This window comes from Rhodococcus sp. NS-SX18, assembly GCF_057367935.1.
Window position 1 is genome coordinate 911,471 of the sequence record NZ_CM170633.1, and the last position, 26,973, is coordinate 938,443.

At 71.0% G+C, this 26,973-nt stretch carries 29 protein-coding genes and 1 tRNA gene; 18 read left to right on the forward strand and 12 right to left on the reverse strand.

What is annotated here, in order from left to right; genetic code table 11:
- Positions 1-6 precede the first annotated feature (6 nt).
- The 5 genes from AC2IPW_RS04215 to AC2IPW_RS04235 are packed head-to-tail and all read left to right on the forward strand — an operon-like array spanning position 7 to position 3,142.
- Positions 7-858: an acyl-CoA thioesterase gene (locus AC2IPW_RS04215; protein ID WP_017682262.1), complete on the forward strand. Its 852-nt coding sequence runs from the start codon at positions 7-9 to the stop codon at positions 856-858.
- Entirely contained in the window at positions 855-1,508 is a 654-nt protein-coding gene (locus tag AC2IPW_RS04220; protein ID WP_048773323.1) for an HAD family hydrolase, read from the forward strand. Before AC2IPW_RS04215 ends, AC2IPW_RS04220 begins: the two co-directional genes overlap by 4 nt.
- 28 nt (positions 1,509-1,536) lie before the next feature.
- Positions 1,537-2,169, forward strand: coding sequence for a nucleotidyltransferase family protein (locus AC2IPW_RS04225; protein WP_029539981.1), 633 nt, complete (start codon positions 1,537-1,539; stop codon positions 2,167-2,169).
- Entirely contained in the window at positions 2,166-2,432 is a 267-nt protein-coding gene (locus AC2IPW_RS04230; protein WP_486376357.1) for a BON domain-containing protein, read from the forward strand. The genes AC2IPW_RS04225 and AC2IPW_RS04230 overlap by 4 nt, the downstream gene beginning before the upstream one ends.
- Positions 2,429-3,142, forward strand: coding sequence for a metallophosphoesterase family protein (locus tag AC2IPW_RS04235; protein WP_048773319.1), 714 nt, complete (start codon positions 2,429-2,431; stop codon positions 3,140-3,142). Before AC2IPW_RS04230 ends, AC2IPW_RS04235 begins: the two co-directional genes overlap by 4 nt.
- Before the next feature lie 46 nt (positions 3,143-3,188).
- Here AC2IPW_RS04235 and AC2IPW_RS04240 read toward each other — a convergent pair whose 3' ends face one another.
- Complete coding sequence (locus AC2IPW_RS04240) at positions 3,189-4,205, reverse strand: NADP-dependent oxidoreductase (protein WP_017682257.1); 1,017 nt, start codon at positions 4,203-4,205, stop codon at positions 3,189-3,191.
- Between the two features lie 200 nt (positions 4,206-4,405).
- Positions 4,406-5,569 carry an RNA-guided endonuclease InsQ/TnpB family protein gene (locus tag AC2IPW_RS04245; protein WP_486376358.1) on the reverse strand — a complete coding sequence of 388 codons (1,164 nt, stop codon included), beginning with the start codon at positions 5,567-5,569 and terminating at the stop codon, positions 4,406-4,408.
- A gap of 116 nt (positions 5,570-5,685) precedes the next feature.
- Here AC2IPW_RS04245 and AC2IPW_RS04250 point away from each other — a divergent pair, with 116 nt between their 5' ends.
- The 3 genes from AC2IPW_RS04250 to AC2IPW_RS04260 all read left to right on the forward strand — a co-directional run bounded on the left by AC2IPW_RS04250 (position 5,686) and on the right by AC2IPW_RS04260 (position 9,182).
- Positions 5,686-7,410, forward strand: coding sequence for an AMP-binding protein (locus AC2IPW_RS04250; protein WP_450121292.1), 1,725 nt, complete (start codon positions 5,686-5,688; stop codon positions 7,408-7,410).
- 144 nt (positions 7,411-7,554) lie between these two features.
- Positions 7,555-8,946 carry a lysine N(6)-hydroxylase/L-ornithine N(5)-oxygenase family protein gene (locus tag AC2IPW_RS04255; protein WP_486376359.1) on the forward strand — a complete coding sequence of 464 codons (1,392 nt, stop codon included), beginning with the start codon at positions 7,555-7,557 and terminating at the stop codon, positions 8,944-8,946.
- On the forward strand, positions 8,943-9,182 hold the full coding sequence (locus AC2IPW_RS04260) for an MbtH family protein (RefSeq protein ID WP_003936798.1): 240 nt from the start codon (positions 8,943-8,945) through the stop codon (positions 9,180-9,182). The genes AC2IPW_RS04255 and AC2IPW_RS04260 overlap by 4 nt, the downstream gene beginning before the upstream one ends.
- Before the next feature lie 27 nt (positions 9,183-9,209).
- Here the strand turns inward: AC2IPW_RS04260 and AC2IPW_RS04265 are convergent, their stop codons facing one another.
- Positions 9,210-10,682, reverse strand: coding sequence for a threonine/serine exporter family protein (locus AC2IPW_RS04265; protein WP_416062732.1), 1,473 nt, complete (start codon positions 10,680-10,682; stop codon positions 9,210-9,212).
- A gap of 120 nt (positions 10,683-10,802) precedes the next feature.
- Between AC2IPW_RS04265 and AC2IPW_RS04270 the strand changes: the two genes are divergently transcribed.
- Positions 10,803-10,877, forward strand: a tRNA-Thr gene (locus tag AC2IPW_RS04270).
- Positions 10,878-10,963: 86 nt separating this feature from the next.
- Here AC2IPW_RS04270 and AC2IPW_RS04275 read toward each other — a convergent pair.
- A complete protein-coding gene (locus AC2IPW_RS04275; protein WP_486376969.1) occupies positions 10,964-11,197 on the reverse strand; it encodes a hypothetical protein in 234 nt (77 codons plus the stop codon).
- A gap of 73 nt (positions 11,198-11,270) precedes the next feature.
- Positions 11,271-11,792 carry a winged helix-turn-helix transcriptional regulator gene (locus tag AC2IPW_RS04280; RefSeq protein ID WP_054373857.1) on the reverse strand — a complete coding sequence of 174 codons (522 nt, stop codon included), beginning with the start codon at positions 11,790-11,792 and terminating at the stop codon, positions 11,271-11,273.
- A gap of 154 nt (positions 11,793-11,946) precedes the next feature.
- Between AC2IPW_RS04280 and AC2IPW_RS04285 the strand changes: the two genes are divergently transcribed.
- On the forward strand, positions 11,947-12,117 hold the full coding sequence (locus AC2IPW_RS04285; protein ID WP_416062734.1) for a hypothetical protein: 171 nt from the start codon (positions 11,947-11,949) through the stop codon (positions 12,115-12,117).
- A gap of 110 nt (positions 12,118-12,227) precedes the next feature.
- Here AC2IPW_RS04285 and AC2IPW_RS04290 read toward each other — a convergent pair whose 3' ends face one another.
- The 3 genes from AC2IPW_RS04290 to AC2IPW_RS04300 all read right to left on the reverse strand — a co-directional run bounded on the left by AC2IPW_RS04290 (position 12,228) and on the right by AC2IPW_RS04300 (position 15,704).
- Positions 12,228-13,532 carry a serine/threonine-protein kinase gene (locus tag AC2IPW_RS04290; RefSeq protein ID WP_486376360.1) on the reverse strand — a complete coding sequence of 435 codons (1,305 nt, stop codon included), beginning with the start codon at positions 13,530-13,532 and terminating at the stop codon, positions 12,228-12,230.
- A gap of 87 nt (positions 13,533-13,619) precedes the next feature.
- The gene (locus AC2IPW_RS04295) at positions 13,620-15,209 is read right to left on the reverse strand and encodes a phytoene desaturase family protein (RefSeq protein ID WP_486376361.1); all 1,590 of its coding nucleotides are present in this window, start codon (positions 15,207-15,209) and stop codon (positions 13,620-13,622) included.
- A gap of 42 nt (positions 15,210-15,251) precedes the next feature.
- Complete coding sequence (locus AC2IPW_RS04300) at positions 15,252-15,704, reverse strand: hypothetical protein (protein ID WP_486376362.1); 453 nt, start codon at positions 15,702-15,704, stop codon at positions 15,252-15,254.
- 150 nt (positions 15,705-15,854) lie between these two features.
- Here AC2IPW_RS04300 and AC2IPW_RS04305 point away from each other — a divergent pair, with 150 nt between their 5' ends.
- A complete protein-coding gene (locus tag AC2IPW_RS04305) occupies positions 15,855-16,637 on the forward strand; it encodes a nuclear transport factor 2 family protein (protein ID WP_416062738.1) in 783 nt (260 codons plus the stop codon).
- A 5-nt stretch (positions 16,638-16,642) separates the two neighbouring features.
- Here the strand turns inward: AC2IPW_RS04305 and AC2IPW_RS04310 are convergent, their stop codons facing one another.
- The 3 genes from AC2IPW_RS04310 to AC2IPW_RS04320 all read right to left on the reverse strand — a co-directional run bounded on the left by AC2IPW_RS04310 (position 16,643) and on the right by AC2IPW_RS04320 (position 19,038).
- Complete coding sequence (locus tag AC2IPW_RS04310) at positions 16,643-17,497, reverse strand: hypothetical protein (protein WP_003936789.1); 855 nt, start codon at positions 17,495-17,497, stop codon at positions 16,643-16,645.
- Between the two features lie 58 nt (positions 17,498-17,555).
- Positions 17,556-17,762 (reverse strand): hypothetical protein, encoded by a 207-nt coding sequence (locus AC2IPW_RS04315; RefSeq protein WP_054373845.1) that lies wholly within the window; start codon positions 17,760-17,762, stop codon positions 17,556-17,558.
- Positions 17,763-17,853: 91 nt separating this feature from the next.
- Positions 17,854-19,038, reverse strand: a complete 1,185-nt coding sequence (locus tag AC2IPW_RS04320; protein WP_486376363.1) for an Ig-like domain-containing protein — start codon at positions 19,036-19,038, stop codon at positions 17,854-17,856.
- A 111-nt stretch (positions 19,039-19,149) separates the two neighbouring features.
- Here AC2IPW_RS04320 and AC2IPW_RS04325 point away from each other — a divergent pair, with 111 nt between their 5' ends.
- Genes AC2IPW_RS04325 through AC2IPW_RS04335 form a run of 3 tightly spaced genes read left to right on the forward strand, consistent with a single transcriptional unit; the run spans position 19,150 to position 22,450 of the window.
- Positions 19,150-19,887 carry a response regulator transcription factor gene (locus AC2IPW_RS04325; protein ID WP_416062740.1) on the forward strand — a complete coding sequence of 246 codons (738 nt, stop codon included), beginning with the start codon at positions 19,150-19,152 and terminating at the stop codon, positions 19,885-19,887.
- The gene (locus AC2IPW_RS04330; RefSeq protein WP_416062741.1) at positions 19,884-21,293 is read left to right on the forward strand and encodes a sensor histidine kinase; all 1,410 of its coding nucleotides are present in this window, start codon (positions 19,884-19,886) and stop codon (positions 21,291-21,293) included. Before AC2IPW_RS04325 ends, AC2IPW_RS04330 begins: the two co-directional genes overlap by 4 nt.
- Positions 21,294-21,346: 53 nt before the next feature.
- Complete coding sequence (locus AC2IPW_RS04335) at positions 21,347-22,450, forward strand: alpha/beta fold hydrolase (RefSeq protein ID WP_486376364.1); 1,104 nt, start codon at positions 21,347-21,349, stop codon at positions 22,448-22,450.
- On the opposite strand, the gene AC2IPW_RS04340 is transcribed toward AC2IPW_RS04335, so the two are convergent.
- Positions 22,412-22,837 (reverse strand): HIT family protein, encoded by a 426-nt coding sequence (locus tag AC2IPW_RS04340; RefSeq protein ID WP_003936783.1) that lies wholly within the window; start codon positions 22,835-22,837, stop codon positions 22,412-22,414. The two genes, AC2IPW_RS04335 and AC2IPW_RS04340, sit on opposite strands and share 39 nt — an antisense overlap.
- Before the next feature lie 53 nt (positions 22,838-22,890).
- Here AC2IPW_RS04340 and AC2IPW_RS04345 point away from each other — a divergent pair, with 53 nt between their 5' ends.
- The 4 genes from AC2IPW_RS04345 to AC2IPW_RS04360 all read left to right on the forward strand — a co-directional run bounded on the left by AC2IPW_RS04345 (position 22,891) and on the right by AC2IPW_RS04360 (position 26,953).
- Positions 22,891-23,586: a nucleoside/nucleotide kinase family protein gene (locus AC2IPW_RS04345; protein ID WP_486376365.1), complete on the forward strand. Its 696-nt coding sequence runs from the start codon at positions 22,891-22,893 to the stop codon at positions 23,584-23,586.
- 86 nt (positions 23,587-23,672) lie between these two features.
- A complete protein-coding gene (gene purD / locus AC2IPW_RS04350; RefSeq protein ID WP_003936781.1) occupies positions 23,673-24,929 on the forward strand; it encodes a phosphoribosylamine--glycine ligase in 1,257 nt (418 codons plus the stop codon).
- Between the two features lie 143 nt (positions 24,930-25,072).
- Positions 25,073-26,251, forward strand: coding sequence for a pyridoxal phosphate-dependent aminotransferase (locus AC2IPW_RS04355; protein WP_486376366.1), 1,179 nt, complete (start codon positions 25,073-25,075; stop codon positions 26,249-26,251).
- 84 nt (positions 26,252-26,335) lie between these two features.
- The gene (locus AC2IPW_RS04360; protein WP_017680584.1) at positions 26,336-26,953 is read left to right on the forward strand and encodes a TetR/AcrR family transcriptional regulator; all 618 of its coding nucleotides are present in this window, start codon (positions 26,336-26,338) and stop codon (positions 26,951-26,953) included.
- Positions 26,954-26,973: the final 20 nt, after the last annotated feature.

Consider the following 26,973-nt stretch of genomic DNA (forward strand, 5'->3'; position numbering starts at 1 on the left):
AGACACGTGCCGAGCATCGACGAGATCCTGCGCCTGCGCGAGATCGCCCCGGCGACGTTCCGCGCCGCCCCGGTGCCGACCGAGATGGAGCGCACCTTCGGCGGTCAGGTCGCGGGGCAGGCGCTCGCCGCGGCGGCACGGACCGTGCCGCAGGAGTTCGGCGTGCACTCGGTGCACGGCCACTTCCTGCGCCCCGGCCGGCCGCTCGAGCCCGCCGACTATCACGTGGACGCCGTGCGGGACGGCGGCAGCTTCCGCACCCGCTACGTCACCGCGGTCCAGGACGGCGAGACCGTGTTCACCCTGACCGCCTCGTTCCACCGCGGTGACGACGGGCACGCCCACCAGACGGCCATGCCGCCCACGACCGGACCGGAGGAGGTCACGGAGAACGGGCGCCCGTGGGCCGCGTGGTACGACTTCCCGGAGTGGGACGACTGGGAACGTCGCTGGCTCCCGGCGGACGAGGCCACACCCGACGCGCCGGCGCGCCGGCGGCTGTGGATCCGGCACCGCACCCCGCTGCCCGACGACCCGGTCCTGCACGCCTGTGCCCTGACCTACTGCAGCGACATGGCGCTGCTCGACATCGCCGTCCTGCCGCATCCCGAAAGGCCGATCCAGGGGGCGTCGCTCGACCACGCGGTGTGGTTCCTGCGGCCGTTCCGGGTGGACGAATGGCTGCTGTTCGATCAGGTGTCGCCGTCGTCCGATTCGGGACGCGCCCTGATCCAGGGACAGATCTTCGACACGACCGGACGACTGGTCGCCGCCGTCGCGCAGGAAGGCATGGTGCGGTTCCACACCGAGCGCGCCGCGGCCGTCGGTGCCGGACGCTCAGAAGGGCGGGATCGATGAACCGCGCCGCGCCCGAGCGCTCGGCCGTCCTCGTCGACTTCGGTGGCGTGCTCACCACGAGCGTGTTCGCCGCGTTCGAGCAGTTCGGCGCGGCACTCGGCGATCCGGGACTGCCGCTGCGGCTGCTCGGCGGCGACCCGGACTCGCGACGGCTGCTCGCCGACCACGAGTCGGGGCGCATCGACGCGGAGGAGTTCGAGCAGGGCTTCGCCGGACGGCTCCGCGCCCACGGAGCTGCCGTGACCGCGGAAGGACTCGCCGCCCGGATGCAGGCCGGGCTGCGGCGCGACGACCGGACGGTGGCCCTCCTCGACGATCTGCGGGCCGCCGGCGTGCCGGTGGCGCTGGTGTCCAACGCCTTCGGACGGGACTGCTACGCGGGCTTCGAGCTGACCGCACTCGCGGACGAGGTGGTGATCTCCGCCGAGGTCGGCATCCGTAAGCCGTCACGCCGGATCTACGCCCTCGCGTGCGAGCGCCTGGGGGTCGCCCCCGAACAGGCCGTCATGATCGACGACCTGCAGCAGAACCTCGACGGAGCGGCGCGGATCGGCATCGCCGGTGTGCTGCACACCGACGCCGACCGCACCCGCTCCGAGCTCGCCGAGCGATTCGGCTTCGTGACGGGGCAGGTGCCCGGCCAGGTGTGAGCCCCGGGCGCGCGGGTACCCGCCACCCATGACCAACGCACATCCTCACGGTCTCGATGCCGCGCCGTCCGGCGCTGCGGGCTCGTCGGACGAGTCGGTCAAGGAGAGGCAGCTGCTGCAGGTGCTGACGAAGGCGGTGAACACCCTCGGTGAGGCCGGGGTACGGTTCGCCGTCGGCGGCGGCTGCGCGGTGTACGCCCGTGGTGGCCCGGCGTCCGACCACGACGTGGACCTGTTCGTCCGCCCGCACGATGTGGACGCCGCGCGGGAGGCGCTCGTCGCCGCCGGCATGCGTCCCGTCGACCCGCCCGAGAACTGGCTGAGCAAGGTCTACGAGGGTGATCACCTCGTGGACCTGATCTTCCGGCCCAACGACCGGGACGTCGACGATTCGATGCTCGCCCGCGCACAGTGGATGCGCATCGGTCCGACCGCGGCGCCGGTGATCAGCGGCACCGACCTGATGAGCGACAAGCTCAACGTGCTCGACGCCCACCGCTGCGACTTCGCGCCGTTGCTGCGTATCGCCCGCGCCCTGCGCGAGCAGGTGGACTGGGGGCAGGTGGCCACCGCGACGGCCGCATCGCCGTACGCCCGCGCCTTCCTCGGCCTGCTCGCCGATCTGGGCATCATCGAACCCGACCCGGAGGCCCGACGATGAGTCACGAACACCCGGAGCACCCGCAGTACGTGGTGGCGCACCTGCACCGCGCCCTGGCCGAGGACCCCCGTACCGCCGAACAGGGCGTGCGCGTCACGATCCGCGGCACCGACGTCCGCCTGACCGGCGAGGTCGCCAGCGCCGCGCGTCGTGACGCGCTGACCGTGGTGGTGCAGGAACAGTTGCCGGGCGTCACCGTCCACAACGACGTGCACGTGGTCGACTCGCGCGACCCCGGAACTTCGGTGGAGGAACTGCGATGAGGATTGCTGCCGTCGGAGACGTACACCTGGCCGAGGACGCCCGCGGGCATCTGCGGCCCGCTCTCGAACACCTGCACGAGCACGCCGATGTGCTGCTGCTCGCCGGCGACCTCACTCGGCACGGCACCGTCGACGAGGCGCGCGTCGTCGCCGACGAGTTCGGCGATCTTGCGGTGCCCGTCGTCGGTGTGCTCGGCAACCACGACTACCACAGCGACGCCGAGGACGAGATCACCGAGCTGCTCCGCGACCGGGGCATCGTCGTGCTCGAGGGGGAGTCGGTCGTCCTCGACGTCGACGGGGCCCGGCTCGGCGTGGCGGGAACCAAGGGGTTCGGCGGGGGTTTCGCGGGCAAGTGCGCGAGCGCGTTCGGTGAGCCGGAGATGAAGCAGTTCGCCGGGCACACCGTGGAACTGGCCGACAGGTTCCGTGGCGCCGTCGCCGAGCTCGACGGTGCCGACGTCCGCGTGGCGCTGCTGCACTATTCGCCGATCAGCGACACCCTGCGCGGCGAGCCCGCCGAGATCTATCCGTTCCTCGGGTCGTATCTGCTGGGCGAGCCGATCGACGAGTTCCACCTCGATCTCGCGGTGCACGGGCACGCACACGCGGGGTGCGAGCGCGGCACGACCCCGGGCGGTGTGCGGGTCCGCAACGTCGCACAGCCGGTCATCCGCACCGCGTACGCGGTGTATCGGTTCGAGAACTGATCGCGCCCGGCCGCGCCGCGGGGCGACCCGGCCGGGCGCGGGGTTCTCAGGAGTCGGCCGTGGTCTTCAGGACGAGTTTGCCGGTGTTGGCACCGTCGAACAGCATGTTGAGTGTGCGTCCGAATGCCTCGACGCCGCCGGTCTCGACCTGTTCACGGGTCACCAGTTCGCCGCGGCGGATCCATTCCGACACGGCAGCCATGCCCTCGGGGAAGCGGTCGAGGTAGTCGAAGACGATGAACCCGGTCATGGATGCCCGGTTCACGAGCAGGGACAGGTAGCGGGACGGGCCCGGCTGCGGGTCGGTCGCGTTGTAGCCGGAGATGGCCCCGCACAACACGACTCGCGCGTGCTTGCGCAGCACGGCCAGCGCCGAGTCGAGCGTCTCCCCGCCGACGTTGTCGAAGTAGATGTCGATCCCGTCCGGTGCGGCGGCGTGCAGCGCCCGGCCCACGGATCCGGCCTTGTAGTCGATGGCGGCGTCGAATCCCAGCTCGTCGGTGAGCCACGCGCACTTCTCGGGTCCGCCGGCGATGCCGATGACGCGGCATCCGCTCAGTTTCGCGATCTGCCCGGCGATGCTGCCGACGGCCCCGGCGGCGCCCGACACGAGCACGGTGTCGCCGGGCTTCATCCGCCCCACGTCGACGAGCCCGAAATATGCCGTCATGCCGGGGAATCCGAGTGCACCCAGCCACACCGGCGGCGGCGCGAGGGACTCGTCGACCGCGACGACGCCGCTGCCGTCGGAGACGGCGTAGTCGCACACGCCGAAGTGCCCGGAGACGAGCTGTCCTTCCTTGTAGCCGTCGTGGCGGGATTCGTGTACCCGCCCGACGGCGTGGGCGCGCATGACCTCACCGATCCCGACCGGCGGGACGTACGACCGGACGTCGTTCAGCCATCCGCGCATGGCGGGGTCGAGGGAGACGTACTCGACGCGGACGGTGAACTCGCCGTCGGCCGGCTGCGGGACCGGGGCGCTGGTGACCTCCCATGTGGAGTCGTCGGGGCGGCCGACCGGTCGTCGTGCCAGTCGGACCTGCCTGTTCACGGACGCCATACGTCTTCCTTTCGATTGCAGAAAAGCCCTGCTGCGGTGCGGTGATTCGGATGTGCGGCGGTCGTCCCGGTCAGTTGAATTCGACGCCGGATTCAACTATACACGGTGGGTGACCGGGATCACCCCGTCGCCGCCGGATGCCCCGAGAACGGAAGGTCGACTTAACGCCTCTCCTTCCCTGAAGGCAGGAGATTCCCGGCTCAGACCGCAACCGCACCACCACCCGGAGGGAGGTGATCCGCTTGACTCACGTCGTCGACACCGGTGTGGCCACGCTCCGCCACAGCCAGAATCACTCTGGCAGCGTTCCGGTCCCGGCACGCGGTATGCCCGCACGCCCAGCACCGGAAGACACGTTCCCCGAGTCCGAGGCGTTGCTTGGCTCTCGCGAAACACCTCGAACACGTCATGGTCGTGTACGCGGGCCGCACCGACACCACCTTCCGGCCGGCCCGCCTGCCCTGCTCGAGCAACTCCCGTTTCACCGTCGCGATCGCGGCATCGGCGGCCGTGCGCGCCATCGTCGACCTCGACAGGAACCGGGGTCGGAAATCCTCCACCGCGACCAGATGATGCGCCTCGACCACGGCCCTGGCCCAGATCCGGCCGTCGTGCCGGTTCTGCCGGGCCGCCTTCTTCTGCACCTTCGCGGCCCGGGTACGGGCCCGGCGATAGCCCCTCGAGGGTGGGTGCCCCTTCCCCCGGCGGCGCCGCGCCATCGTCCGCTGCGCTCTCGCCACCTCCGCCGCACACCGTTTCCGGTGCCCGTGCTGCGGCAGATCGAAACGCTCCTCGGTGGCCGTCGCGGTGCGGGCCACGCCCCAGTCGATCCCGACCGCGCTGCCCGGGTCGGCGGCCGGGATCGGCTCGGCCTCGCAGGTCACCACGAACGAGGCATACCAGTGCCCCAGGCAATCGCGGGTGATGCGCACACTCGACGGCTCCGACGGCAACGCCCGCGACCACACCACCGGGATACTCACACCTTTGGGCAGCACCAACCGGCCGTCCCGGAGCCGGAACCCGCGGCGGGTGTACTCGAGCGACGGCAGGGTCTTCCTCCGCGCCTTGAACCGCGGCCGGCCCCGGCCCGGGGCCGTGCACGACGCGTCGAGCGCCTGCGCGTAGGTGCGCAGCATCTGCTGCTGGGCGACCTGGGAGCCGTCCCGCAACCACGACGAGCGGGCCCGCGCCTCGGTCAACTGCTTGGCCAGCTTCCCGAACGTCGGCCGGCGACCGGCCTTGTGTTGGTGCACCGCCTCGTTCCACAGGAACCGGCAGCGATGCCACTCCTGCATCAGTGCATGTTCGGCGGTGGTGCCCGGCCGCAACCGGTAGTTGTAGCGCACCACCTCGATCCCCATGCCCGGCACGCTAACCGACCCCACCGACAGGTGTGCCCGACCCCACCACTCCCCCCGAAAGGAGGACGGCGCTTCCTCTCCCTCGTGAACGAGGCAGTATCCGCGCCGCACATCAGATGACACGCGAGTTCGACACGGTCCCCACCGACTCCGACGCCCTCGAGGCCGCGCTCACCGGGATCCGGCGGGTGCAGGAAGCGCACTGGCCGCCGGAGGTGCCGCAGACGGTGGAGTACCCGATCGACGAGCGCGCGCTCGTGGACTACCTGCGGCACTGGGCGCACGTGCGCCCGCATGCCCCCGCGATCGAGTTCTACGGTCGCACGGTCGGTTACGCCGAGTACGACGACCTCTCCGACCGGTTCGCCGGCTGGCTGCTCGCCCGAGGCGCCCGGGCCGGCGACCGGGTCGGTGTCCACCTCGGCAACTGTCCGCAGTTCCACGTCGCGATGCTCGGCATCCTCAAGATCGGCGCCGTCCACGTACCCGTGAACCCGATGCTGCGCGAACACGAACTCGCCCACGAGCTCGCCGACGCCGGCGTCACGATCCTGCTCACGCAGCCCGAACTGCTCCCGCTGGTGGAGGTGGTCCGACCGCGCACGCCGGTGCGCCACGTCGCCGTCACTGCCCTCGGCGACATGCTCACCGGTACGAGGCCGGGGGAGGTGCCGCCACCCTTCCCGGTCACCGATTCCGCCGCCGGCGACTGGGCGAGCATCCTCGACAGTCCCCGCGCACCCGCCGTCGCGACGGACCCGGACGCGCTCGCCGCGCTGAACTACACCGGCGGCACCACCGGCATGCCGAAGGGCTGCGAGCACACCCAGTGGCACATGGTCTACACCGCGGCTGCGGCCACCGTCGGCGGCGGCCGGCGGGTGGGGGAGACCACCGTGGTGCTCAACTACCTGCCCATGTTCTGGATCGCCGGTGAGGTCTTCGGCATCCTCAACCCTCTCGTCAACGGCGGCTCCGTGGTGCTGATGACCCGATGGGACGCGGACGCCGCGCTGGCTCTCGTCGAGCGGCACGGCGTCACCAGCACGGTCGGCACCGTCGACAACTATGTCGAACTCATGGACGCGCCCGGCTTCGACGGGAACCGCGCCGCCACGCTCGACAACGCCATGGCGGTGTCGTTCGTGCTGAAGCTCGACCCGGCGATCCGCCGGCGATGGCGCGACGCGACCGGTCACACCCTGCGGGAGGCGAGCTACGGCATGACCGAGACGAACACCGCCGACACCTTCACTCTCGGTTTCCAGGACGGCGACTTCGACCTCGCGAGCGAGCCGGTGTTCTGTGGCCTGCCCGTGCCGGGCACCGACATCCTGATTGTCGACGAGGCGGGTGCCCCGGTGCCGCTCGGTGAGACCGGGCAGATCGTCGTGCGCAGCCCCTCGGTGACCACCGGGTACTACCGCAACGCCGAGGCTACCGCGGACGCGTTCCAGGGCGACTGGCTGCGCACCGGCGACGTCGGCCGGTTCGACGAGCGCGGTGCGCTGCACTATCTCGCCCGCAACAAGGAGATGATCAAGACCAACGGGATGAGCGTCTTCCCCGCCGAGGTCGAGGCGCTGCTGCGCATGCACCCGGGGGTCGCGACGGTCGCGGTGGTCCCCAGGTCCGATCCGGACAGAGGGCAGGTCGCGTTCGCGTTCGTCCAGCCGGTCCCCGGCGCGACCGTCACGGCCGGCGAACTCACGGCGTGGGCGCGCGAGAACATGGCGGGTTACAAGGTGCCGATCGTCGAACTCGTCGAGGCGATGCCCATGACGGCCACCGGCAAGATCCGCAAAGGCGATCTGTTTGCGCGGGCGGAGGGGAGTCACTAGGGAGCGGGGTTCCGGGCCGGCGGGTGACGCACCCCAACCGGCTGCAATGATTGGTAGGCTAACCAAACCAAGGGTAGCCTGAGCTATCTTCTTGTGCGATCGATCCCATCCGCGGCTGCGGCCCCCGAGCACGGAAGAGCGACCATGACCGACCGCTCCTGCAACGACAGCGGTGACTCGCCGTCGCCGGACGGCGAACCACCGGAACTCCTCGACCTCGTCGGGATCGGATTCGGACCCGCCAATCTCGCATTGGCGATCGCCGTCGAAGAGCACAATGCCGAAGCCCCGCACGACCCCGTGCGGGCCCGGTTCTTCGACCGGCAGCCCGCGTTCGCCTGGCATCCCGGAATGCTCCTCGAGGGCTCGACCATGCAGATCGCCTTCCCGAAGGACCTGGTCACCTTCCGCAACCCCACGAGCCCCTACACCTTCTTCGCCTACCTGCACGACCGGGGCCGGCTCGTCGACTTCGTCAACCACCAGACGTTCTTCCCCACCCGGCACGAGTTCCAGGACTACCTGCAGTGGGCGGCCGCCCGCGTCGACGCCGACGTGCGGTACGGCACCGAGGTCGTCGCCGTCGAGGCCGTACGCGACCCGGCGGGCATCGCCGACCGCCTCGCCGTCCACGCCGCCGACGGCACCGTCGTACACGCCCGCAACATCGTCGTCGGCGTGGGGTTGCGGCCCCGCATCCCCCCGTGGGCCACCGAGAGCGTGCGGTGCTTCCACAACCACCGGTTCCTGTTCCATCTGGCCGAGATGCCCGCGCCCGTGCACCAGCGGTTCGTCGTCGTCGGTGCCGGCCAGAGCGCTGCCGAGGTGGTGCAGTACCTGCACGACCACTATCCGCAGGCCGAGGTGCACAACGTGTTCGCCCGCTTCGGCTACAGCCCCGCCGACGACAGCCCGTTCGCCAACCGCATCTTCGATCCGGCCACGGTCGACGAACTGCACGCCGCACCCGAGGCGGAGCGGGAGCGACTGCTGGCCCTGCACCGCAGCACCAACTACTCCGTCGTCGACCCCGACCTCATCGCGGCGCTGTACGCGGCCGAGTACCGCGAGCGCGTCGGCGGCCGGCGTCGGCTGTTCATGCGGCGCGCGTCCGAGGTCGGCGCCGTCACCGAGACGGCCACCGGAATCGAGGTGGACGTGCGCAGCACACTCGACGGGCTCACCGACACCCTGACGTGCGACGCCGTGGTCCTCGCCACCGGATTCGACGCCGCCCCGCTGCCACCGCTGCTCGGCGCTCTCGCTCCCGAGTCGTCGCCGCTGCGCACGGTCGACCGGGACTACCGCCTGCCCACCGCGGGCGACGTCCGGGCGGGGATCTATCTCCAGGGCGGCACCGAGAAGACCCACGGGCTGACGGCCTCGCTGCTGTCGAACGTGGCGATCCGGTCCGGGGAGATCCTCGGATCCGTCCTCGAGCAGCGCGACGGAAAACTACCAGCGGGTCATGACCGGGCCCCGGACCTTGCTAGGGTACGGGAGCAGCACACCTATGCGACAAGTGAGGCGAGATGAGCACGAATCCTTTTGACGACGAAGACGGCCGCTTCTACGTCCTCATGAACGACGAGGAGCAGTACTCGCTGTGGCCGACTTTCTCCGAGGTGCCGCAGGGGTGGCGCGTGGTGTTCGGGGAGGAGTCGCGTGCAGCGTGCGTCGAGTACGTGGAGAAGAACTGGACCGACATGCGGCCGAAGAGCCTGCGTGACGCCATGGAAGCCGACGAGAAGGCGCGCAACGCCGGCGCCTGACCGTCCGAGGTAACGCGTGGACGAGAGTCACGCCGCGGGTGCGCCACCCGCGGGGTGACTCTCGTGGCGTTTCGACGCCCGGTACGGACGGACCAACCGGACGCGCCGCAACTGCGGCCGGCGCAGCGATCCCGCCCGCAGCACGCTGCGCGGATGCCGGACCGTGCGGGCCAGCCATTCGCCGAGCGTCACCCCCGCCGCCAGCGCACACCCGATGCCGAACGCCGAGAACAGCGCGGTCAGTCCGAGCAGCAGTTCGCTGCCGATCACCGCATACAGGCCCCGGTACAACGACAGGCCCGGCAGCAGCGGGGTGATACCGGCGACCGCCACCACCAACGGTGGGGTCAGCGCCCGTCGCGCCATCAGGCCACCGGCGAAACCGACCACCGTCGCGGCCGTCGCCGACGAGATGATCGGGCCCACCGCGAACTCCATCGACATCAGGAACACGAGGCTGCCTGCCGCACCGCCGAGCGCGGCAGCCGTCAGCGCCCGCCGCTCGGCGTAGCACGCCAGCGCATAGAACAGCGCCGACGCCGCACCGGCGAGAACCTTCACCGGCAGAGCGGTCGCCGTGGGCAGCGCATCGTTGCTGATCACCGGTAACTCCGCGCCCAGCGCCTCCATCACCTTCAGCGCCGTCGCCACGCCGGCGATGATCCCGCCCGTCATCATCACCAGTTCGAAGAACCGCGCCGACGCGGTGATCGGCGCTCCGGTGATCGCGTCCTGCACCGAACCGACCAGCGACAAGCCCGACAGCAGCACCGTCACGCCGGCCGCGATGATCAGGCCCGGCGGCACGTCGACACCCAACGGCTCGCGCAGGTTGAACAACAGGATCGCGGGCGTCGCGGCGATGATGCCGCCGACGACGTGCTGGAAGAAGAACGGCAGGCCCATGCCGTTGAGGACACGGTTCGTCCGGTCGATGACCGCTGTCGACGCGAACGCCATCGCCGCCACGAGCACGCCACCACCGAGCAGCACCGAGATCGACGCGGCCATTGCCGCCCACGCGAACGTCGCCATCCAGCGGTGGTACGGGTGCGGCGCCGTCGTGATCGCCAGCAGATCCTCGCGGGCCTGCGCCGGCGAGATCGCCTCCCGCCGGATGCGCCGGGTCAACCGGTCCACCGCGGCCAGCCGCGTGAAGTCCATCGACCGGTACTGCACGACGCGCATCGTGCTCGCCGGCGGCATCGTCGGCCCCCGGTACGCCGAGAGGACGATCGAGTTGTAGGTCACGTCGACGTCGCACTGGGCCAGGCCGTACGTCGCGGCGACGAAACGCACCTGCTCGGAGGTGTCGATCGCACCGGTGCCCGCGGCCAGCATCACCTCGCCGACGCGGACGGCGACGTCGAGCGCCTCGGCGACCGTCGCGTCATCGGTCAGGTCGATCGGCTGCAGCGGCGCCGGCGCCTCGGTGATGGTGTCCAGTGTCGCCCGGCGGTCGAGGACGAGCTTTCCGAAGGCGGTTGCCATCGTTCCCACCGCTGTGCGCTCCCAACTCTGTCGTCGTCGATGTCGGCCGTCCCGGCCACCAATCCACCGTAACGAACCGGGGGGTGGCATGCCCGGCCCGGTGTCTCGGTATGATTGGCGCGCTCGACTGCCTCCTTAGCTCAGTGGTAGAGCACTCGCCTTGTAAGCGAGCGGTCGTCAGTTCAATCCTGACAGGGGGCTCCACCAGCGGCGCCGGGGCATCCGCGCCGTTCCCGGTCGGACGCGACAGCAATTGCATCCGCATCCGACTGCGGGGCGCGCGGATCCGCTCAGGTCTCGCTGTCCGGGTGGATCGGTGAGGCGCGCAACCCGGTCTCGTCGCTCTCGTCCGCGGCGACCTCGAACACCTGCAACGGCGTGTTCGGGGGAGGGGCGTCCTCGGTTCGATCGGGCACCGCTGTCGCAGAGACGGCAGGCGACGACTCGATCCGGCGGCGGATCTCCGCGAGCAGGGCGTCGGTCGGCACCCGGGTCAGATCGGGTCCGGCACCGGATTCCGGCATCTCCGTCACGGTGATCACCCCCGGAGCTCGTGACGACGTGTCGACCGATTCTCTCAGAGCGCCCGACGGTGGATCACCGGTTTGCGGAGGCGTTGCGCATCGCGCGCCGGGCCTGCTCCTCGGTGAAGTTCGGCGTCACGCGCAGTTCCTCGAGGGGGACCTCGCGTGCGGCGCTGCGGACCTCGACGCGCACGGGATCGCCGGTCGTGTCGTCGGTGAGGCCGAGAGGAGCGCCGCGCTCGCCCTGGAGGTACTTGTCGCCCCACTGCTTCAGCGCGAGAACCACGGGGAGCAGGTCGCGGCCCTTCTCGGTGAGTACGTACTCGTACCGCGTCCGCTGCCCGGGTTCCTTGTAAGGCCGACGCTCGAACAGGCCCTCGGCGGTCAGTTCGCGCAGCCGGGCAGCCGCGACAGCCTCGGTGATCCCGACGCGGCGGGTGAAGTCGTCGAACCGCCTGGTGCCGTAGTAGGCCTCGCGCAGGATCAGCATCGCCGAGCGGGTTCCCACCATGTCCATCGCCTTGGCGATCGAGCACTGGGTGGTCTGCCAGGCATCGCGATCGGCGAGAAAACCGTCCAACCGGGCCGCATCCATACGCCCATCCTAAGTGACTTGCTCGCGGCATAGTCAGGCCCGGCGGCCTGTCGTCGGCACTGAGGCCGTCGGCTACCTGCGCGACGGACGTCAGTGAGGCACCTCACAGGGTGCAACCGTGGAACTGTGGGTAACACCTACCATGTACCGCTCGATGATCTTGGTGACGCCCTCGTCGTGCACCCTGCGGCACTGGGCGTCGTTCGTCTCCGTCCCCCGCGGAGACGAAGGATCGTCACACGACACATTGGAGGTAGGAATGGTTCTCGGTTCCCTCGCTGCAACGCTGTTCACTCTGCTCGCCGGTCTCGGCATTCTGCTCTGATCCATCACGCCTCGGGCGCTCCCACCTCGGGGTGGGAGCGCCCGAGGCGTTCCTGGGGTCCGAAGCCGAAGACAGGTGATGCGGCACCGACCGGTATTCCGGCTCGCCCCTCACCTACCGTTGTTGCCGTTGCCGTTGCCGTTGCCGTTGCCGTTGCCGTTGCCGTTGCCGCCACCGCCGTTGCCGTTGTTGCGACCCGGGTTGCCGTTGCTGTTACCTGGATCCTCGTTGCTGCTCCCGCTGCCGGACTTCGGCGCGACCGACGGCACGAGCGGAGCCGGCGCGGGGACGGTGGTGAAGGCGGGGGCCGGGTTCGCATCGGTGGTGACAGGTGAACTGGGGTCGCCGACCGGCATCGGGGAGGTGACGGGAACGCTGCTCGTCCCCGGCGTGGCGATCGACGGTGTATCACTGCCCCGGCCCCAGGCCAGCAGGAGCAGAGCGGCGACAGCGACGGCCACGACACCGAGAGTGAGCAGGATCCGGCGGCGACCGGAGTCGGGAGTGGGGACCGTGTCGAGCATTGCACGAGTCGTGACAGGCGAGGGCGGACCGGCAACGGGGAAAGCCGAGGTCGGCGCGTGGATCACCTCGGTCACCGGATCGCCGGGACGGCGGTCGAGCAGTGCGGCGAGCATGTCCCGGGCACTGGTGAAGCGTTGTCCGGGATCGCGTGCCATCGCCCGCTCGATCACGGCCACGAGTCCGGGGTCGGCATCCGGTCGCACCGCGGCCAGCGGGGGCGGCGGCCCTTGGGTGATCGCGCGCGCCAGCGCCAGCAGGTTGTCGTAGTCGTAGGGCTTGCGCCCAGTCAGCGCCTCGTACCCCACGGCCCCGACGGCATACAGATCGTCGTGCGGGCTCGCCGGTGCGCCGGCGAGCCGATCGGGACTCAGGTAGGCGACGGTTCCGACGAGTTCGCCGGTGCGGGTGTAGTCCTCGCCGGCGCTCTTGGCGATGCCGAAATCGGTCACCTTCACCGCTCCGGCCTCGGTGAAGAGGATATTGGCCGGCTTGATGTCACGGTGGAGGATCCCGGCCTCGTGCGCTGCGGCGACGGCGGCTGTCACGTCGCTCAGGATGGTCCGCACTCGGTCCTGTGGCATCGGGCCGAGAGCGATCTCGTCGGCGAGGGTGTTGCCCGGCAAGCGTTCCATCACGATGTAGGGCACGCCGGCGTCCTCACCGCTGTCGTGTACCGCGACGATGCGCGGATCGGTGAGCGTTGCCGCCGCCCGTGCCTCGGCCTCGAAGCGTCGGCGCACGTCGGGCCGGCCGAACTCGCTGCGCAGCACCTTCACCGCGACGGGTCGCCGAAGCCGGGTGTCCCATCCGTCTCTGATCTCGCCCATCCCGCCGCAGCCCAGGATGCCGCGCAACTCGTAGCGGCCGGCGAGCAGTTCGGGGACGGTCATGCCTCCGACGTTAGTGCGGTGCCGGCGGTGGTACCGGGTGAGCGACAGCCGTCCGGGCCGCGTGACGTCGCGGGCGTCCGCAACCGATCAGCTGGCGGCGGCACACCCAGCCGCTGCCGCGTCCCGCAACTCGTCGACGGATACGCCCGCAACCGCCGCCGCGGCGGCCGTCCCACCGAACAGGGTGCCGACCAGCCCGTGCGACGGCCGAACACCCGCACCGGCGTGGAACAAGCCCTCGACCGGCCCCGTCGCGCCGAGCCGGGTGAACGTCTGGGTCGGGGTGAACGCCGGGCCGTACGACACGCCGCCGGTGCAGTGCATGAAGCGTTCGGCGGTGACGGGTGTCCCCGTCTCCTCGTGGACTATGGAATCGGCCAGGCCGGGGACCGTGCGCTCGGCAGAGTGCACCAGCCGGTCGCGAAGCTGACGTCGTCTCGCGTCGTAGCGCGGGGTCGAACCGCTTCCCGGCGCGATACCCCACCAGGAGTGCTGTGCGGGTGCCGGGCCGATCAGCTGGACATTGGTCTGTCCGGGTGCGCACAGCCGGGGGTTGTCCGGATCGGCGAGGCTCGCGATCCACAGCCCGGAGGACGTGGCCGGGGGAAGCTCGCCCGCCCGGAGCGCGGCGTACTCGGCATCGAAGTCGTCCGTGTCGGTGACGAGACGGGTCGCGTTCGGATAGCCCTCGGCGGCGAGGTCCCGGTCCAGGATCAGGTAGACGACGGCGAGCGGCAGGGCCAGCTCGTAGCTCCGCACCCGCCGGAGGAGCCGAGGTGGCACACGATCAGGCGGCAGCAGCGACAGGTAGGTCTGCTGGATGTCCACCGCCGACACGACTGCGGGAGCGAGAATCTCGCGTCCGGGCCCCGGTACGGTGTCGAGCGAGGCGTCCTGTACGCGTACGCCACGAACCTTGTTGCCGCCGAGAAGGATACGGCTCACCTCCGTGCCGAGCAGCACGTCGCCACCGTGGCGGCGCACCACCTCTGCGAGACCCTCCGAGACGACCCGCGATCCGCCTTGCGGGTACGACAGGCCCTCGAGGTAGGAGTGGATCATCCGGGCTGCCACCGGCAGCGACAGCCGCGACGGCGCCACGGCCAGACTGCCGATCGTCCAACCGAGCAGTGCGGTGGTGAGTTGCGGAGAGGCGTGCAGATGACGCAGGTAGCCGCCGGCGGTCGTGCGGCCGTGACGGAGCAGACCGCGCAGCCGCCACGGCAGCTGCGGCAGCTCCCGCAGGTGCGGCCGCTCCGCGATCCGTTCCAGCTCCTCGGTGAGCAGTTCGACGGTGGTGAGGAATTCGTCGATCGTTCGTCGCTCGGCCGGAAATGCTTCGTACAGAGTGTTTTGGAAAGCCTCCATACCCTTCGGGACCGCCAGTTCGCGATCCCCGTTCAGCAGCCGGAACATCCCCGCGGGATCGAACTCCCGGAAGCTCACGTCCACACCCAGCGGTCCCAGTGCATGCCGCACCGGCGCCTCGGAGGTGTAGTGCAGTCCGATGTCGAATTCGTAGCCGCCGTGGGTGAATGCGGACATGTGACCGCCCGGCTGCGTGCGGGCATCGGCCACCAGCGCCCGGCGTCCCGTCGCCGCCAGATACGCTGCAGTCGTGAGCCCGCCGGGGCCGGCCCCGACGACGACCACGTCGTAGTCGTTACGTTCTTCCATGCTGACCTCCGATGTGCGGACATCGCCGGCTCGGGGTGTTGTTCAGTGAGACCGGATCTCCCGGGTGGACGGGTGACCCACCCGGACGAAGGTGACGAACGCGGCGACGATCCCGATGACGCTGCCCACGATTCCCAGCCCCAGGACGATGCGCGTCACGAGCGGCCAGTCGAACGAGGCCTCGCCGAAGTCGAACGGGAACACCTGCCAGATCTTCAGCAGCGCCAGCAGGGCGACCGTCGTGGTGACCGCGTCTCCCAGCGCCTTGAACCACACGGGATCCCACATCAGGTACAGGAGATTGGCGACCAGGCTGACCAGGATCGAGGCGTTGACCAAGCCGATGACGGAGCGGGTGTCCTCGGTGAGGAACGGCACGGCCTCCCAGCCCGGCCACACGTTCGCGGCATACAGCACCACCGCGTTGAGGAGCACCGCGACGAGATACCCGAATCGCCGGGCGGCGACCGGGGAGCGCGGGCGGGCCGGTGTCATGGCGACCTCCCCTCGGTCGGAACCGTCTTCCACGCTAATCCCGGCGTCGGGGTCCGCATCAGGGGAGAAAGTCACCGTTCGGCCGATGAGTTTGCCGCCGCTCGGTGGTCGGAACAGGTACGGCATCGTTCGCAGTGAGGAGTCAGCACCATGTTGGACCGTTCCTTTTCCAGTTTCGCCGTCGACGACGTGGCGGCGGCCGCGAAGTTCTACGGCGACGTACTCGGCATCTCCGTGTCGGAGGAGCACGGGATGCTGCACCTGCACCTCGACGGCGGACGCGACACGTTGATCTATCCGAAGGAGGACCACACTCCGGCCACCTACACGATCCTCGACTTTCCCGTTCGCGACCTCGAGAAGGTGGTGGACGAACTCGCCGCTCGCGGTGTCCGGTTCGAGCGCTACGAGGGGGTCGACGACAGGGGCATCTTCCGTCGGGTCGGCCCGCCGATCGCGTGGTTCCGGGACCCGGCGGGCAACATCCTCGCCGTCCTCGAGACGGACGAGTCTCCGGACGAGGAACGGGTTCGTGCGCTGATCGAGGAGCACACCGCGGCTCGTAACGCCAAGGACGTCGATCGGCTCGCCGCGTGCTACGTCCCCGGTGCGACGGTGTTCGACCTGGCACCGCCGCTGCGCAAGACCGCTCCCGCTCCGCAGGTCTGGGCATCGTGGTTCGCGGGGTTCGACGGCCCTCTCGACTGTGAGGTGAAGGACCTGCACGTCGAGACGGCCGGCGACGTCGCGTTCTGTCACGCACTGTCGCGGCTGGGAGCGACCCAGCACGGAGGGCCGCGCTTCGATCTGTGGTTCCGCGTCACGTTCGGTCTACGCCGCGTCGAGGGGTCGTGGCGGATTGCCCACGAGCACGAGTCCACTCCGTTCCATATGGACGGCACGTTCCGGGCCGTCACGGATCTGCAGGAGTGAGGGGATCAGTCCGGCGCGCGCAGTTCGTGCCTGCCGCTGTTGGCCGAGCCACCCGAGCCGCTGCGCAGCCACCGGCCGGGCAGCTTGCCCGCGAGATCGCCCAGCGGGCCCACCGCCTCGCGGAGGAGTTCGGCGGTCTCCTGCAGCACGTCGATGCTGGTGCTCATCCGATGGATCGTGGGGGTCAGTTGCACCAGCGTCTCGGACAGCGACACGATCTGATCGAGCGGACCGCCCTTGGCGAGCAGGCGTTCGAGGGCGCCCTGTTCGGCGAGGAGGGTGTCGAGCACCCCGCCCTGCTCGAGGGCCCGCTCGACCAGGCCACCGGGCTGGAGGGCGACGTCGACGATCCCTCCGGGAGCCGTGAGCCGTTCGACGGGTCCGCTCTCGGCGAGCAGACGCTCGAGTGGGCCGCTGGGGGCGGTGAGCCGATCGAGGAGGCCGCCGCTCGACAGCAGGCGGTCCAGGGCTCCGTCCTCGGCGAGGACCTTCTCGAGCGGACCACCGGGCGCGGTCACCCGGTCGAGGGCACCGCCGGGTTCGAGGAGCCGGTCGAGGGGGCCGCCGGGGGCGGTGAGCCGGTCTACCGGTCCGCCGGGAGCGAGGAGGCGGTCCAGCGGTCCGCCGGGACGCAGCGCCTGGCCGAGCGGACGGTCGTCGGCGGCCAGCACGGAGACCTGTTGCAGCAGGCCGAGCGGTCCCCGTGGGCTCGCGACGCCGACCGCGTTCAGCCCCGCGTACGTCTGGGGGGAGACCGCCAGCCGGACGGTCCCGATGACGCCTTCGGCGACGCCGAGGGCCGAGTCCGCCGCAGCGAAGCCGAGACGGACGGGGAACGCGAGCGCGGACGCCAGACTCATGCCTGTCACTGTAACCGGCGCAACAGTGCGGCTCGGCGGGACGAGCCGCCGCGGGTCCTCAGGAAACGCGGCGCGCGCCCACCCGGGCGTACACCTCGGTGCAGTCGCAGCGCTGAGCGAGTTCGGAGCAGTCGATCACCAGCACGTGCCGCACCCGGGAGGTGTCGAAGCAGTCGGGATCGGTGCAGTCCACGGTAGTCGTCGCGTGCACGACGAGGGTGCCGTGACAGTGGTCGAGATCGGATCGGCACGCCCGGCACGTCATGGGCGGGACCTCCTTCGCGGTGGCTGTCTTCGTCCCGTCATAGCATCACGCGCCGACAACATGGTGGACGTGCGGGGCGTGTCCGGCCGGATCAGCGCCTCCGACGGCGGGCGAGGACGGCGACGGCCAGCACCCCGGCGACCACTCCGACCCCGGCCGCGATCCACCAGCCGCGTGCGTTCCCGGACCCGGGCACCGTCACCGCGACGGGTTCGGAGGTCGCGCCCGCCGCGCCGGGCGCGCCGGAGTAGACCGCGGTGATCGTGTGGCTTCCGGCGCCGGAGAGGCGATGCTCGACGGTGGCGCGGCCGTCGACGACCGCCACCGGCGGACCCAGGTCGGTGCCGCCGTCCCGGAACAGCACCGTGCCGCCCTCGACGTCCGGCGTCACCGTCGCCGTGAGGGTGACGACCGTGCCGTCGTCGACCACCTCCGGGGCATCGACGGTGACCGTCGCGGGTACCTCGGCGACGTCGGAGATCGTGATGACCGCGAGCGGACCGGCGCCGGCGTTGAGGGGCCCGGTCATCGTGTCCCGCGGCGAGCAGCGTGTCGGTCCCCACTGGGTGGAGCCGAGGAACGTGGCCTGGGTGAGCGAGGTGTTGTAGTTGGCGTCGTCGTCGACCAGGCCCGCGGCGCCTGCGGTGCGGAGCATCGGCGTGATCACGCCCGCGTCGCCCGCGATCATGGTCACCTCCACCGCGGGGAGCCGGAACCAGCTGTCGCCGACGGGGCTGGGGGTGCCGTTGAGCTGCAATTGCGTCTTGGGCGCCCGGATCCCGGCCTCGCCCTCGGTGCCGGATGTGGGGCTGTTGCCGATGACCTCGTTGTTCCCGGACAGGCGCAGGATCGTGCCCGCAGGGTCGGGGACGCCGTCCTCGTTCACCCGCAGCACGCCGGGCGGCACGTTGTCCAGGTTGAAGGCGGTTCCGGGCACGACCGTCGCGTCGACGAACGTCGCGTTGGCGGGGATCGCGAAGTCGTTCTTCAGTCGGGAGACGCTGCGGGTGGTGGCGCCGCGGCTCGAGTCCGGATACGCGACGGGGGCCGTCTGGATGCGGTAGCTGAACCGCTCACCCGGACGGACCCGGGCGGGCGCGTCCACCGTCGCGGACGATCCGAGCAGCTCGTCGACGTCGATCACCGACCGCACCCGGCACGCGATCCCGAACGAGACCTCGACCTCCTCCGCGGCCGCGGGCGGGCAGGCCACGGCCAGGGACACGGCGACGGCGGCGGCCGACGCCGCCCCGCGGTGCACCCACCTCGGCGACACGGACGGCTCCTCACGATGCGGACACGTCCATGATCCCTGATCGCCGCACCCCGACGGTCCGGATTCGGCAGGGCCGGCCGTACAGGAAGTTCCCAGGTTTCTCGCAGCGACATGCCAGGGGTCTCCGGGAGAATCGGCGCCGTGACCGACAAGACCCCCGAGGCCCGGATCCTGATCGTCGACGACGAGCCGAACATCGTCGAACTGCTCGCGGTGAGCCTGAAATTCCAGGGTTTCGAGGTCGAGACGGCGAGCAACGGCGCCGAGGGGCTCGACCGGGCCCGGGCGTTCCGGCCGGACGCGGTGATCCTGGACGTCATGATGCCCGGGATGGACGGGTTCGGGATGCTGCGCCGGCTCCGGGCCGACGGTTCGGCCGCGCCGGTGTTGTTCCTGACGGCGAAGACCGCCGTGGAGGACAAGGTGTCCGGCCTGACCCTGGGCGCGGACGACTACGTCACCAAGCCGTTCAGCCTCGAGGAGGTCATCGCCCGGCTGCGGGTGATCCTGCGACGGGCCGGAAAGGTCTCCGCGGACGAACGCTCGGCCCGCATCACCTTCGCCGACATCGAACTCGACGACGACACCCACGAGGTGTGGAAGGCCGGCCGGCCGGTGTCGCTCTCACCCACCGAGTTCACCCTGCTGCGGTATTTCATGGTCAATGCGGGCACGGTTCTCAGCAAGCCGCGGATCCTCGACCACGTGTGGAGCTACGACTTCGGCGGGGAGGTCGGCGTCGTGGAGTCGTACGTCTCCTATCTGCGGCGCAAGGTCGACACCGGCGACACCCCGTTGATCCACACCCTGCGCGGGGTCGGATACGTCATGCGGGAACACCGGGAGTGAGCCGCATACGGCCGCTGCCGCTGCGGCTGACGCTGGTCGCGGCGCTGGTGGCGTTGTCGGGGCTGGGACTGCTGGCGTCCGGGGTGGCGGTGACGTCCGCCTTGCAGAGTTCGCTGCTCGCCCGGACCGATCAGGACCTGCACACCGCGGCTCGGACGTGGGCCAAGCCGCCCGGCGCCGGCCGCGACCTACCGCCGCCGGATGCCCCGAGTTCGAACCGGCCGCCGAGCCCGTTCTATGTGCGGGTCGTCGGCCCCGACGGGTCGGAGCGGTTCGTCGTCAACGACGAGTCCACGTCGCCGGCGCTGCCCGGTGAGCCGGTGTGGGAGCCGCAGACCGTGGGTTCCGCCGACGGGTCCGACGTGCGCTGGCGGGTGGTGTCGACCCAGAGCGCCGGGGGCATCGTGACCACCGTCGGTGTCACCCTGGTCTCGATCGAGGACACCGTCGATCGGCTCGTCGTGCTGCAGATCGGTATCGGCGCCGCGGTGCTGTTCGTGCTCGGGGTGGCCGGGTACTTCGTGGTGCGGCGCAGTCTGCGTCCGCTGAAGGAGGTCGAACACACCGCGGCGGCGATCGCGGGCGGGGATCTGCACCGGCGGGTTCCCGAGCGGGACCCGCGCACCGAGGTCGGGCGGCTGTCGGTGGCGCTGAACGGCATGCTCGGCCAGATCCAGGAAGCCTTCGCGGCGACGGCGGCGTCGGAGGAATCCGCCCGCAGATCCGAGGAGAAGATGCGCCGGTTCGTCGCCGACGCCGGCCACGAGTTGCGCACCCCGCTCACCACGATCCGCGGGTTCGCCGAGCTCTACCGTCAGGGCGCGAGCAGTGACACCGCAATGCTGATGGGCCGCATCGAGAGCGAGTCCCGGCGGATGGGCCTGCTGGTGGAGGATCTGCTCGTGCTGGCCCGCCTCGACGCCCAGCGGCCGCTCGAGCAGAACCCGGTCGACCTGCTCGCGCTGGCCGCCGATGCTGTGCACGATGCGCGGGCCGTCGCGCCGGAGCGGACTGTGGAGCTCGAGGTGTTCGACGGTCCCGGAACCCCGGAGGTGCTCGGCGACGACGCGCGGCTGCGGCAGGTGCTGGGGAATCTCGTCACCAATGCCCTCACCCACACCCCGGCCGGCGCGCACGTCACCGTCCGGGTCGGCACCGCCGGACCCGACGCGGTGCTCGAGGTCGTCGACACCGGCCCCGGCCTGAACGAGGCGGACCGCGCCCGGGTCTTCGAGCGCTTCTACCGCGCCGACGCGTCGCGTGCCCGTTCGTCGGGCGGCAGCGGTCTCGGGTTGTCGATCGTCGCGGCGCTGGTGACGGCCCACGGCGGCCGGGTGGAGGTGGATTCCGCGCCGGGCGCCGGGTCGACGTTCCGGGTGCTGATCCCGCGGATCCCGGTGGAGTGACGGTCCGTCCCTGAGCTACGGTGACGTAACTGACTTTCGAGTAAGGAGACGTCGTGGGACTGTCGGGGACGGCGCAGCGCGCCTTGCGCAACGCCTGGGCGCTGTTCGTCGGCGACGGAATCGAACCGCGGCACGCCACCGCGTCCGTCGTCGTCGCCGACGGACCGCACCGTACCCTGCGCCGCTACGGTGAGTCCGACGCGGGTGCCCCCGTCCTGCTCGTGCCGCCGCTCGCCGCGCCCGCGCGCTGCTACGACCTGCGGCCCGGGCAGAGTCTCGTGCAGCATCTCGTCGAGGCCGGCCGCAACGTCCACGTCCTCGACTTCGGCACCATGGACCGCTCCGACCGGCATCTCGGTTTCGAACACTGGGTCGACGACATCGTGCCCGAGGCGATCGCGCGGGTCGCCGAACTGTGCGGCGGTCGCGACGTCGACCTGGCCGCCTGGAGCCTCGGCGGAACCCTGTGCCTGCTCACCGCGGCCGCCCATCCCGGGCTGCCGATTCGCTCGATCACCGCGTTCGGCACGCCGATCGACTACGAGCGCATCCCCTTCCTCGGGCCGGCCCGGCACCTCGGCCGCATCGTGGGCGAGCCCGCCCTCACGGCCGTGACCCATCTGCTCGGGGGCGTGCCCGCCCCGCTGGTGCAGCTCGGTTACCGGGCCACCGCCCTCGAACGCGAACTGACCCGGCCGTGGTTCGTCGCCCGCAACCTCGCCGACGCCGGCACCCTCGCCCGGATGGAGGCGATCGACCGGTTCCAGGCCGACATGCCCGGCTACCCGGGCCGGCTGTTCCATCAGATGGCGATGCGCCTCACGGTCGCGAACGAACTCGCGACGGGCCGGGTCCGGTTCGAGGACCGGACGATCGACCTCGCCGACGTCACCGTGCCCGTGCTCGCACTCGCCGGCAGCGACGACGTGCTCGCACCCGTCCCGGCCGTCGAGGCGATCGGCCGGGTGCTGCCCGGATCGCCCCACGTGCGATTCGAGGTCGTGCCCGGCAGCCACCTCGGACTGCTCGCCGGCCTTGCCGCCCGCGGCACGTCGTGGGCGCATTTCACCGAGTTCCTCGACGACCCGGCGGCACCGGTGCCGCCGGGGACCGCAGGGTCAGGCGGGGACGTGGTCCGCGTGCCCGAGTTCCCGTAGCGCGGCCTTCAGCTTCGCCTGGGCCTCGTCGAGCGACTCCGGCGACGGGTCCTTCTCGGCCTTGCTGATGTCGAAGTCACCGAGGTCGTACGCGGGGAAGACGTGCAGGTGCAGGTGCGGCACCTCGAGACCGGCGACGAGCAGTCCCGCGCGCGGCGCGCCGAACGCCGAGCACACCGCCCGGCCCATGATGCGGGCGACGTTGTGGACCTTGTCCCACAGCTCGTCGTCGACGTTCTGCCAGTGATCCACCTCCTGCCGCGGCACCACGAGCACGTGGCCCTGGTTCACGGGGTTGATGGTCAGGAAGACGACGACGTCGTCGTCCTGCCACACGAACCGGCCCGGCAGGTCGCCGGCGATGATCATGCTGAACACGGAAGCCATACCGGGGAGAATAGGCGGACCGCCGCAGCCGGCGCCTCTCGTATCCTCGTCGCATGCCGTCGCCGCCGCCATCCCGGACGGGACCGCTGCGCGCGCTCGTCACCGACCTGATCGACCGGCACCTGCGCACCGTCGCGGCGGGGGAGCGCCGCGTGGTCGGGCTCTGCGGCCCACCTGGCGCCGGCAAGAGCACCGCCGCCGACCTGCTCGTCGACCTCCTGCGCGACGCCGGCATCGCCGCCGCCGCCGCTCCGATGGACGGCTTCCACCTGTCCGGCCACCGGCTCGACGCCCACGGCACCCGATCCCGCAAAGGCGCGCCCGAGACGTTCGACGTCGGCGGATTCGCGGCCCTGCTGCGCCGGATCCGCGACGACCGCACGGAGACCGTTCACGCACCCGAGTACTCGCGCCGCCTCCACGAACCGATCGCCGCGTTCCACGAGATCACCCCCGAGACCCGCGTCGTCGTCACCGAGGGCAACTACCTGCTCCTCGCGGACGGCGGATGGGAGCGCATCCGCCCGCTGCTCGACCTCGTCGTCTACCTCGACGCACCCGACGACGAGCTCGAGTCCCGCCTCGCCCGGCGCCACCGGGCCACCGGATCGACCGCCGCCGAGGCCGCCGAGTGGGTACGCACGGTCGACCTGCCCAACGCGCGCACCGTCGCGCAGACCCGTGATCGCGCCGACCTGGTGTGGTGCCCGGTCGAGGGAACGGGACGGGACGCGGGAGCAGCCCGGTAGCACCGGGCGGTCCCGTCGTCCGTCCCGGCCGTGGGGCGCCGATGCGTCGGTCCGTGGCCCCGGACCGGTCCCGTAACCTGTCCTGCGTGCGCGTACTCGTTATCGGCTCCGGTGCCCGTGAACATGCCCTCGTCCTGGCCCTGACCCGCGATCCCGGCGTGACGGCCGTGCTGGCAGCGCCCGGCAATGCCGGCATCGGCCGGATCGCCGAACAGCTTCCGGTCGACGCCGCGTCCGCCGAGGACGTCGTCGCGCTCGCGAAGGCACAGGACGTCGACCTCGTGGTGATCGGCCCGGAGGTGCCGCTGGTCCTCGGTGTCGCCGACGCCGTGCGCGCCGCGGGCATCGCCTGCTTCGGTCCGTCCGCGGCGGCCGCCCGCATCGAGGGCTCGAAGGCGTTCGCCAAGGACGTCATGAAGACCGCCGGGGTCCGCACCGCGCACAGCGAGGTCGTCGACAATCCCGCCGATCTCGACGAGAAGCTCGACCGCTTCGGCCCCACCTGGGTGGTCAAGGACGACGGGCTCGCCGCCGGCAAGGGCGTCGTCGTCACCACCGACCGGGCCGCCGCCCGCGACCACGCCGCGGAGATCCTCGAGAACGGGCACCCCGTGCTGCTCGAATCGTTCCTCGACGGCCCGGAGGTCTCGCTGTTCTGTCTCGTCGACGGCGAGACCGTCGTGCCGCTGCTGCCTGCACAGGACCACAAGCGCGTCGGCGACGGCGACACCGGCCCCAACACCGGCGGCATGGGGGCCTACACGCCGCTGCCGTGGCTGCCGCAGGGCATGGTCGACACGATCGTCGCGGACGTCGTGGAGCCCGTCGCTGCCGAGATGGTCCGCCGCGGATGCGGTTTCACGGGCTTGCTGTACGCCGGCCTGGCCATCGGCAAGGACGGCCCGGCCGTCGTCGAATTCAACTGCCGCTTCGGTGATCCCGAGACCCAGGCCGTGCTCGCCCTGCTCGAGTCGCCGCTCGGCGAGGTGCTGAACGCGGTCGCGACCGGCACCCTGGCCGAGCTGCCCCCGCTGCGCTGGCGCGACGGCGCCGCCGTCACCGTGGTGCTGGCGGCCGAGTACTACCCGGCCAGCCCCCGCACCGGCGACGTGGTCACCGGCGCCGACGCGCAGGGAGTGCTGCACGCCGGCACCAGGATCGCCGACGGCGCGGTCGTCTCGGCCGGCGGGCGTGTCCTCAGCGTCGTCGGCACGGGCGCCGACCTGTCCGCCGCCCGCGACGAGGCGTATGCCACGCTCGCCGGCATCAAGCTGCCGGGTGGGCACTTCCGCAAGGACATCGGTCTCGCCGCCGTCGAGGGACGCATCGCGATCCCGTCCTAGGGACGCATCCGCGCGGTGCCCGGACACGGGCGCGCTCTGTTCGGCGCGCGGGTGTCCGTCGAACGAGCTGACGTCGCGACGGTGGGTCGGTGCACGCCCACCGGCGGACATCCGGCGAGCGCGAGCGGCTAACGTCTGAGGTCGTGCGCTTCGAATCCCGACGATCCCGGATCCAGACCTTCCACGTCATGGACGTGTGGAAGGCGGCCACCGAGCGGCAGCGCAGCCACGGCGACGTGCTGAGCCTGGCGGCAGGTCAGCCGTCCACGCCGGCACCCGCCCCGGTGCTGCGCGCCACCCGTCGTGCCCTCGACGACGAGCTGCTCGGCTACACCGAGACGTTCGGGATCCTGCCGCTGCGCGAGGCGATCGCCGGCTACCACCGCGACCGCTACAGCGTCGACGTCGGCGCCGACGACGTGGTCGTCACGACCGGATCCTCCGGGGCGTTCACCCTGCTGTTCCTGGCTGCCTTCGACGTCGGCGACACGGTCGTCGTCGCCCGGCCCGGCTACCCCGCCTACCGCAACACCCTCGCCGCCCTCGGTTGCCGGGTGGTCGAGCTGGACTGCGGACCGCACACCCGTTACCAGCCGACCGTCGAGATGCTCGAGGCCCTCGACGGTCCGATCGCCGGACTCGTCGTCGCCAGCCCCGCCAACCCCACCGGCACCATGATCGAGCCGGCCGAGCTGGCCGCGCTCGCTCGCTGGTGCGACGACCACGACGCGCTGCTCATCTCCGACGAGATCTACCACGGCATCGAGTTCGGAACGCACGGTGCACCCGCCACGAGCTGCGCGTGGGAGACCTCCCGCGACGCCGTGGTGATCGGCTCCGTGTCGAAGTACTTCTCGATGACCGGGTGGCGGCTCGGCTGGATGCTCGTACCGGAGGGACTGCGCCCGCCGTTGCAGCGCCTGGCCTCCAACATGACAGTGTGCCCGCCGGCGATCTCCCAGTACGCGGCCGTCGATGCGTTCGGTGCGGAGGCCCGGGCCGAGCTCGACGGACACGTCACGCGGTACGCGGCCAACCGCGAGCTGCTGCTCCGGGGCCTACCGGAGCTGGATGTCACCGAGCTCGCACCCGCCGACGGTGCCTTCTACGTCTACGCCGACATCGACCACCTGCTCCCGGACGGCGAGAACTCCACCCGCTGGTGTGCTCGGCTGCTGCAGGAGACCGGGGTGGCGCTCGCGCCGGGCGTCGACTTCGACACAGTGCACGGCGATCGGACCGTCCGGCTGTCCTTCGCCGGGGCCACCGCGGACGTGCAGGAGGCGCTGGAACGGCTGCGCACCTGGCTACCCGGATCGTGACGAAACCCGACAGATTGGTCCTACCTGCGAGTATTCGGGCCGTTTCCCTCAGGCGTGACCACGGGGACTGGCACCATGACAAGGGTGTCGATCGCAGCCACCCCCAAGGGCGAACGGCGCCGCCAGGCGCTCGTCGCGGCGGCGGCCGACCTGATCCTCGAGGGCGGGATCGATGCCGTCAGGCACCGCGCCGTCGCGCACCGGGCCGGACTTCCGCTCGCCTCCACCACGTACTACTTCCATTCCCTCGACGACCTCGTCGCGAGCGCGGTCCAGCACAACGGCCGGCGTGAACTCGACGTCATGCGCTCGCGCGTGCAGTGCGTCCCCCCGAGCGACCGCGGACCCGAGTCCACCGCGGACCTGATCGTCGACCTGCTTGTCGGGCCCGGCGGGGTGGGCGAGATCGAACGCGAGCGTCTCATCGCCCGCTACGAGCGGTGCGTCGCCACCGCCCGCCACCCCGAGCTGCGCGACGTCCAGCAGGAGCTGCGCGCGCAGATCGAGCAGCTGCTCACAGACCTGCTGCAACGGTGCGGACGGTCGGTGCACGAGCCGCAGCTGCGGCGGCTCGTCGCGGTCGTCGACGGTGCCGTGCTCGGCGCGCTCGGCGATCTCGACCCCGATCCGCGGGCCCTCGCGCGGTGCATCCTGCCCGGCGTCCTGGAGGGGGTGGCACCGCCTGCCGAACAGGAGGCGTGACGGGGCGCCGTAAACTGACG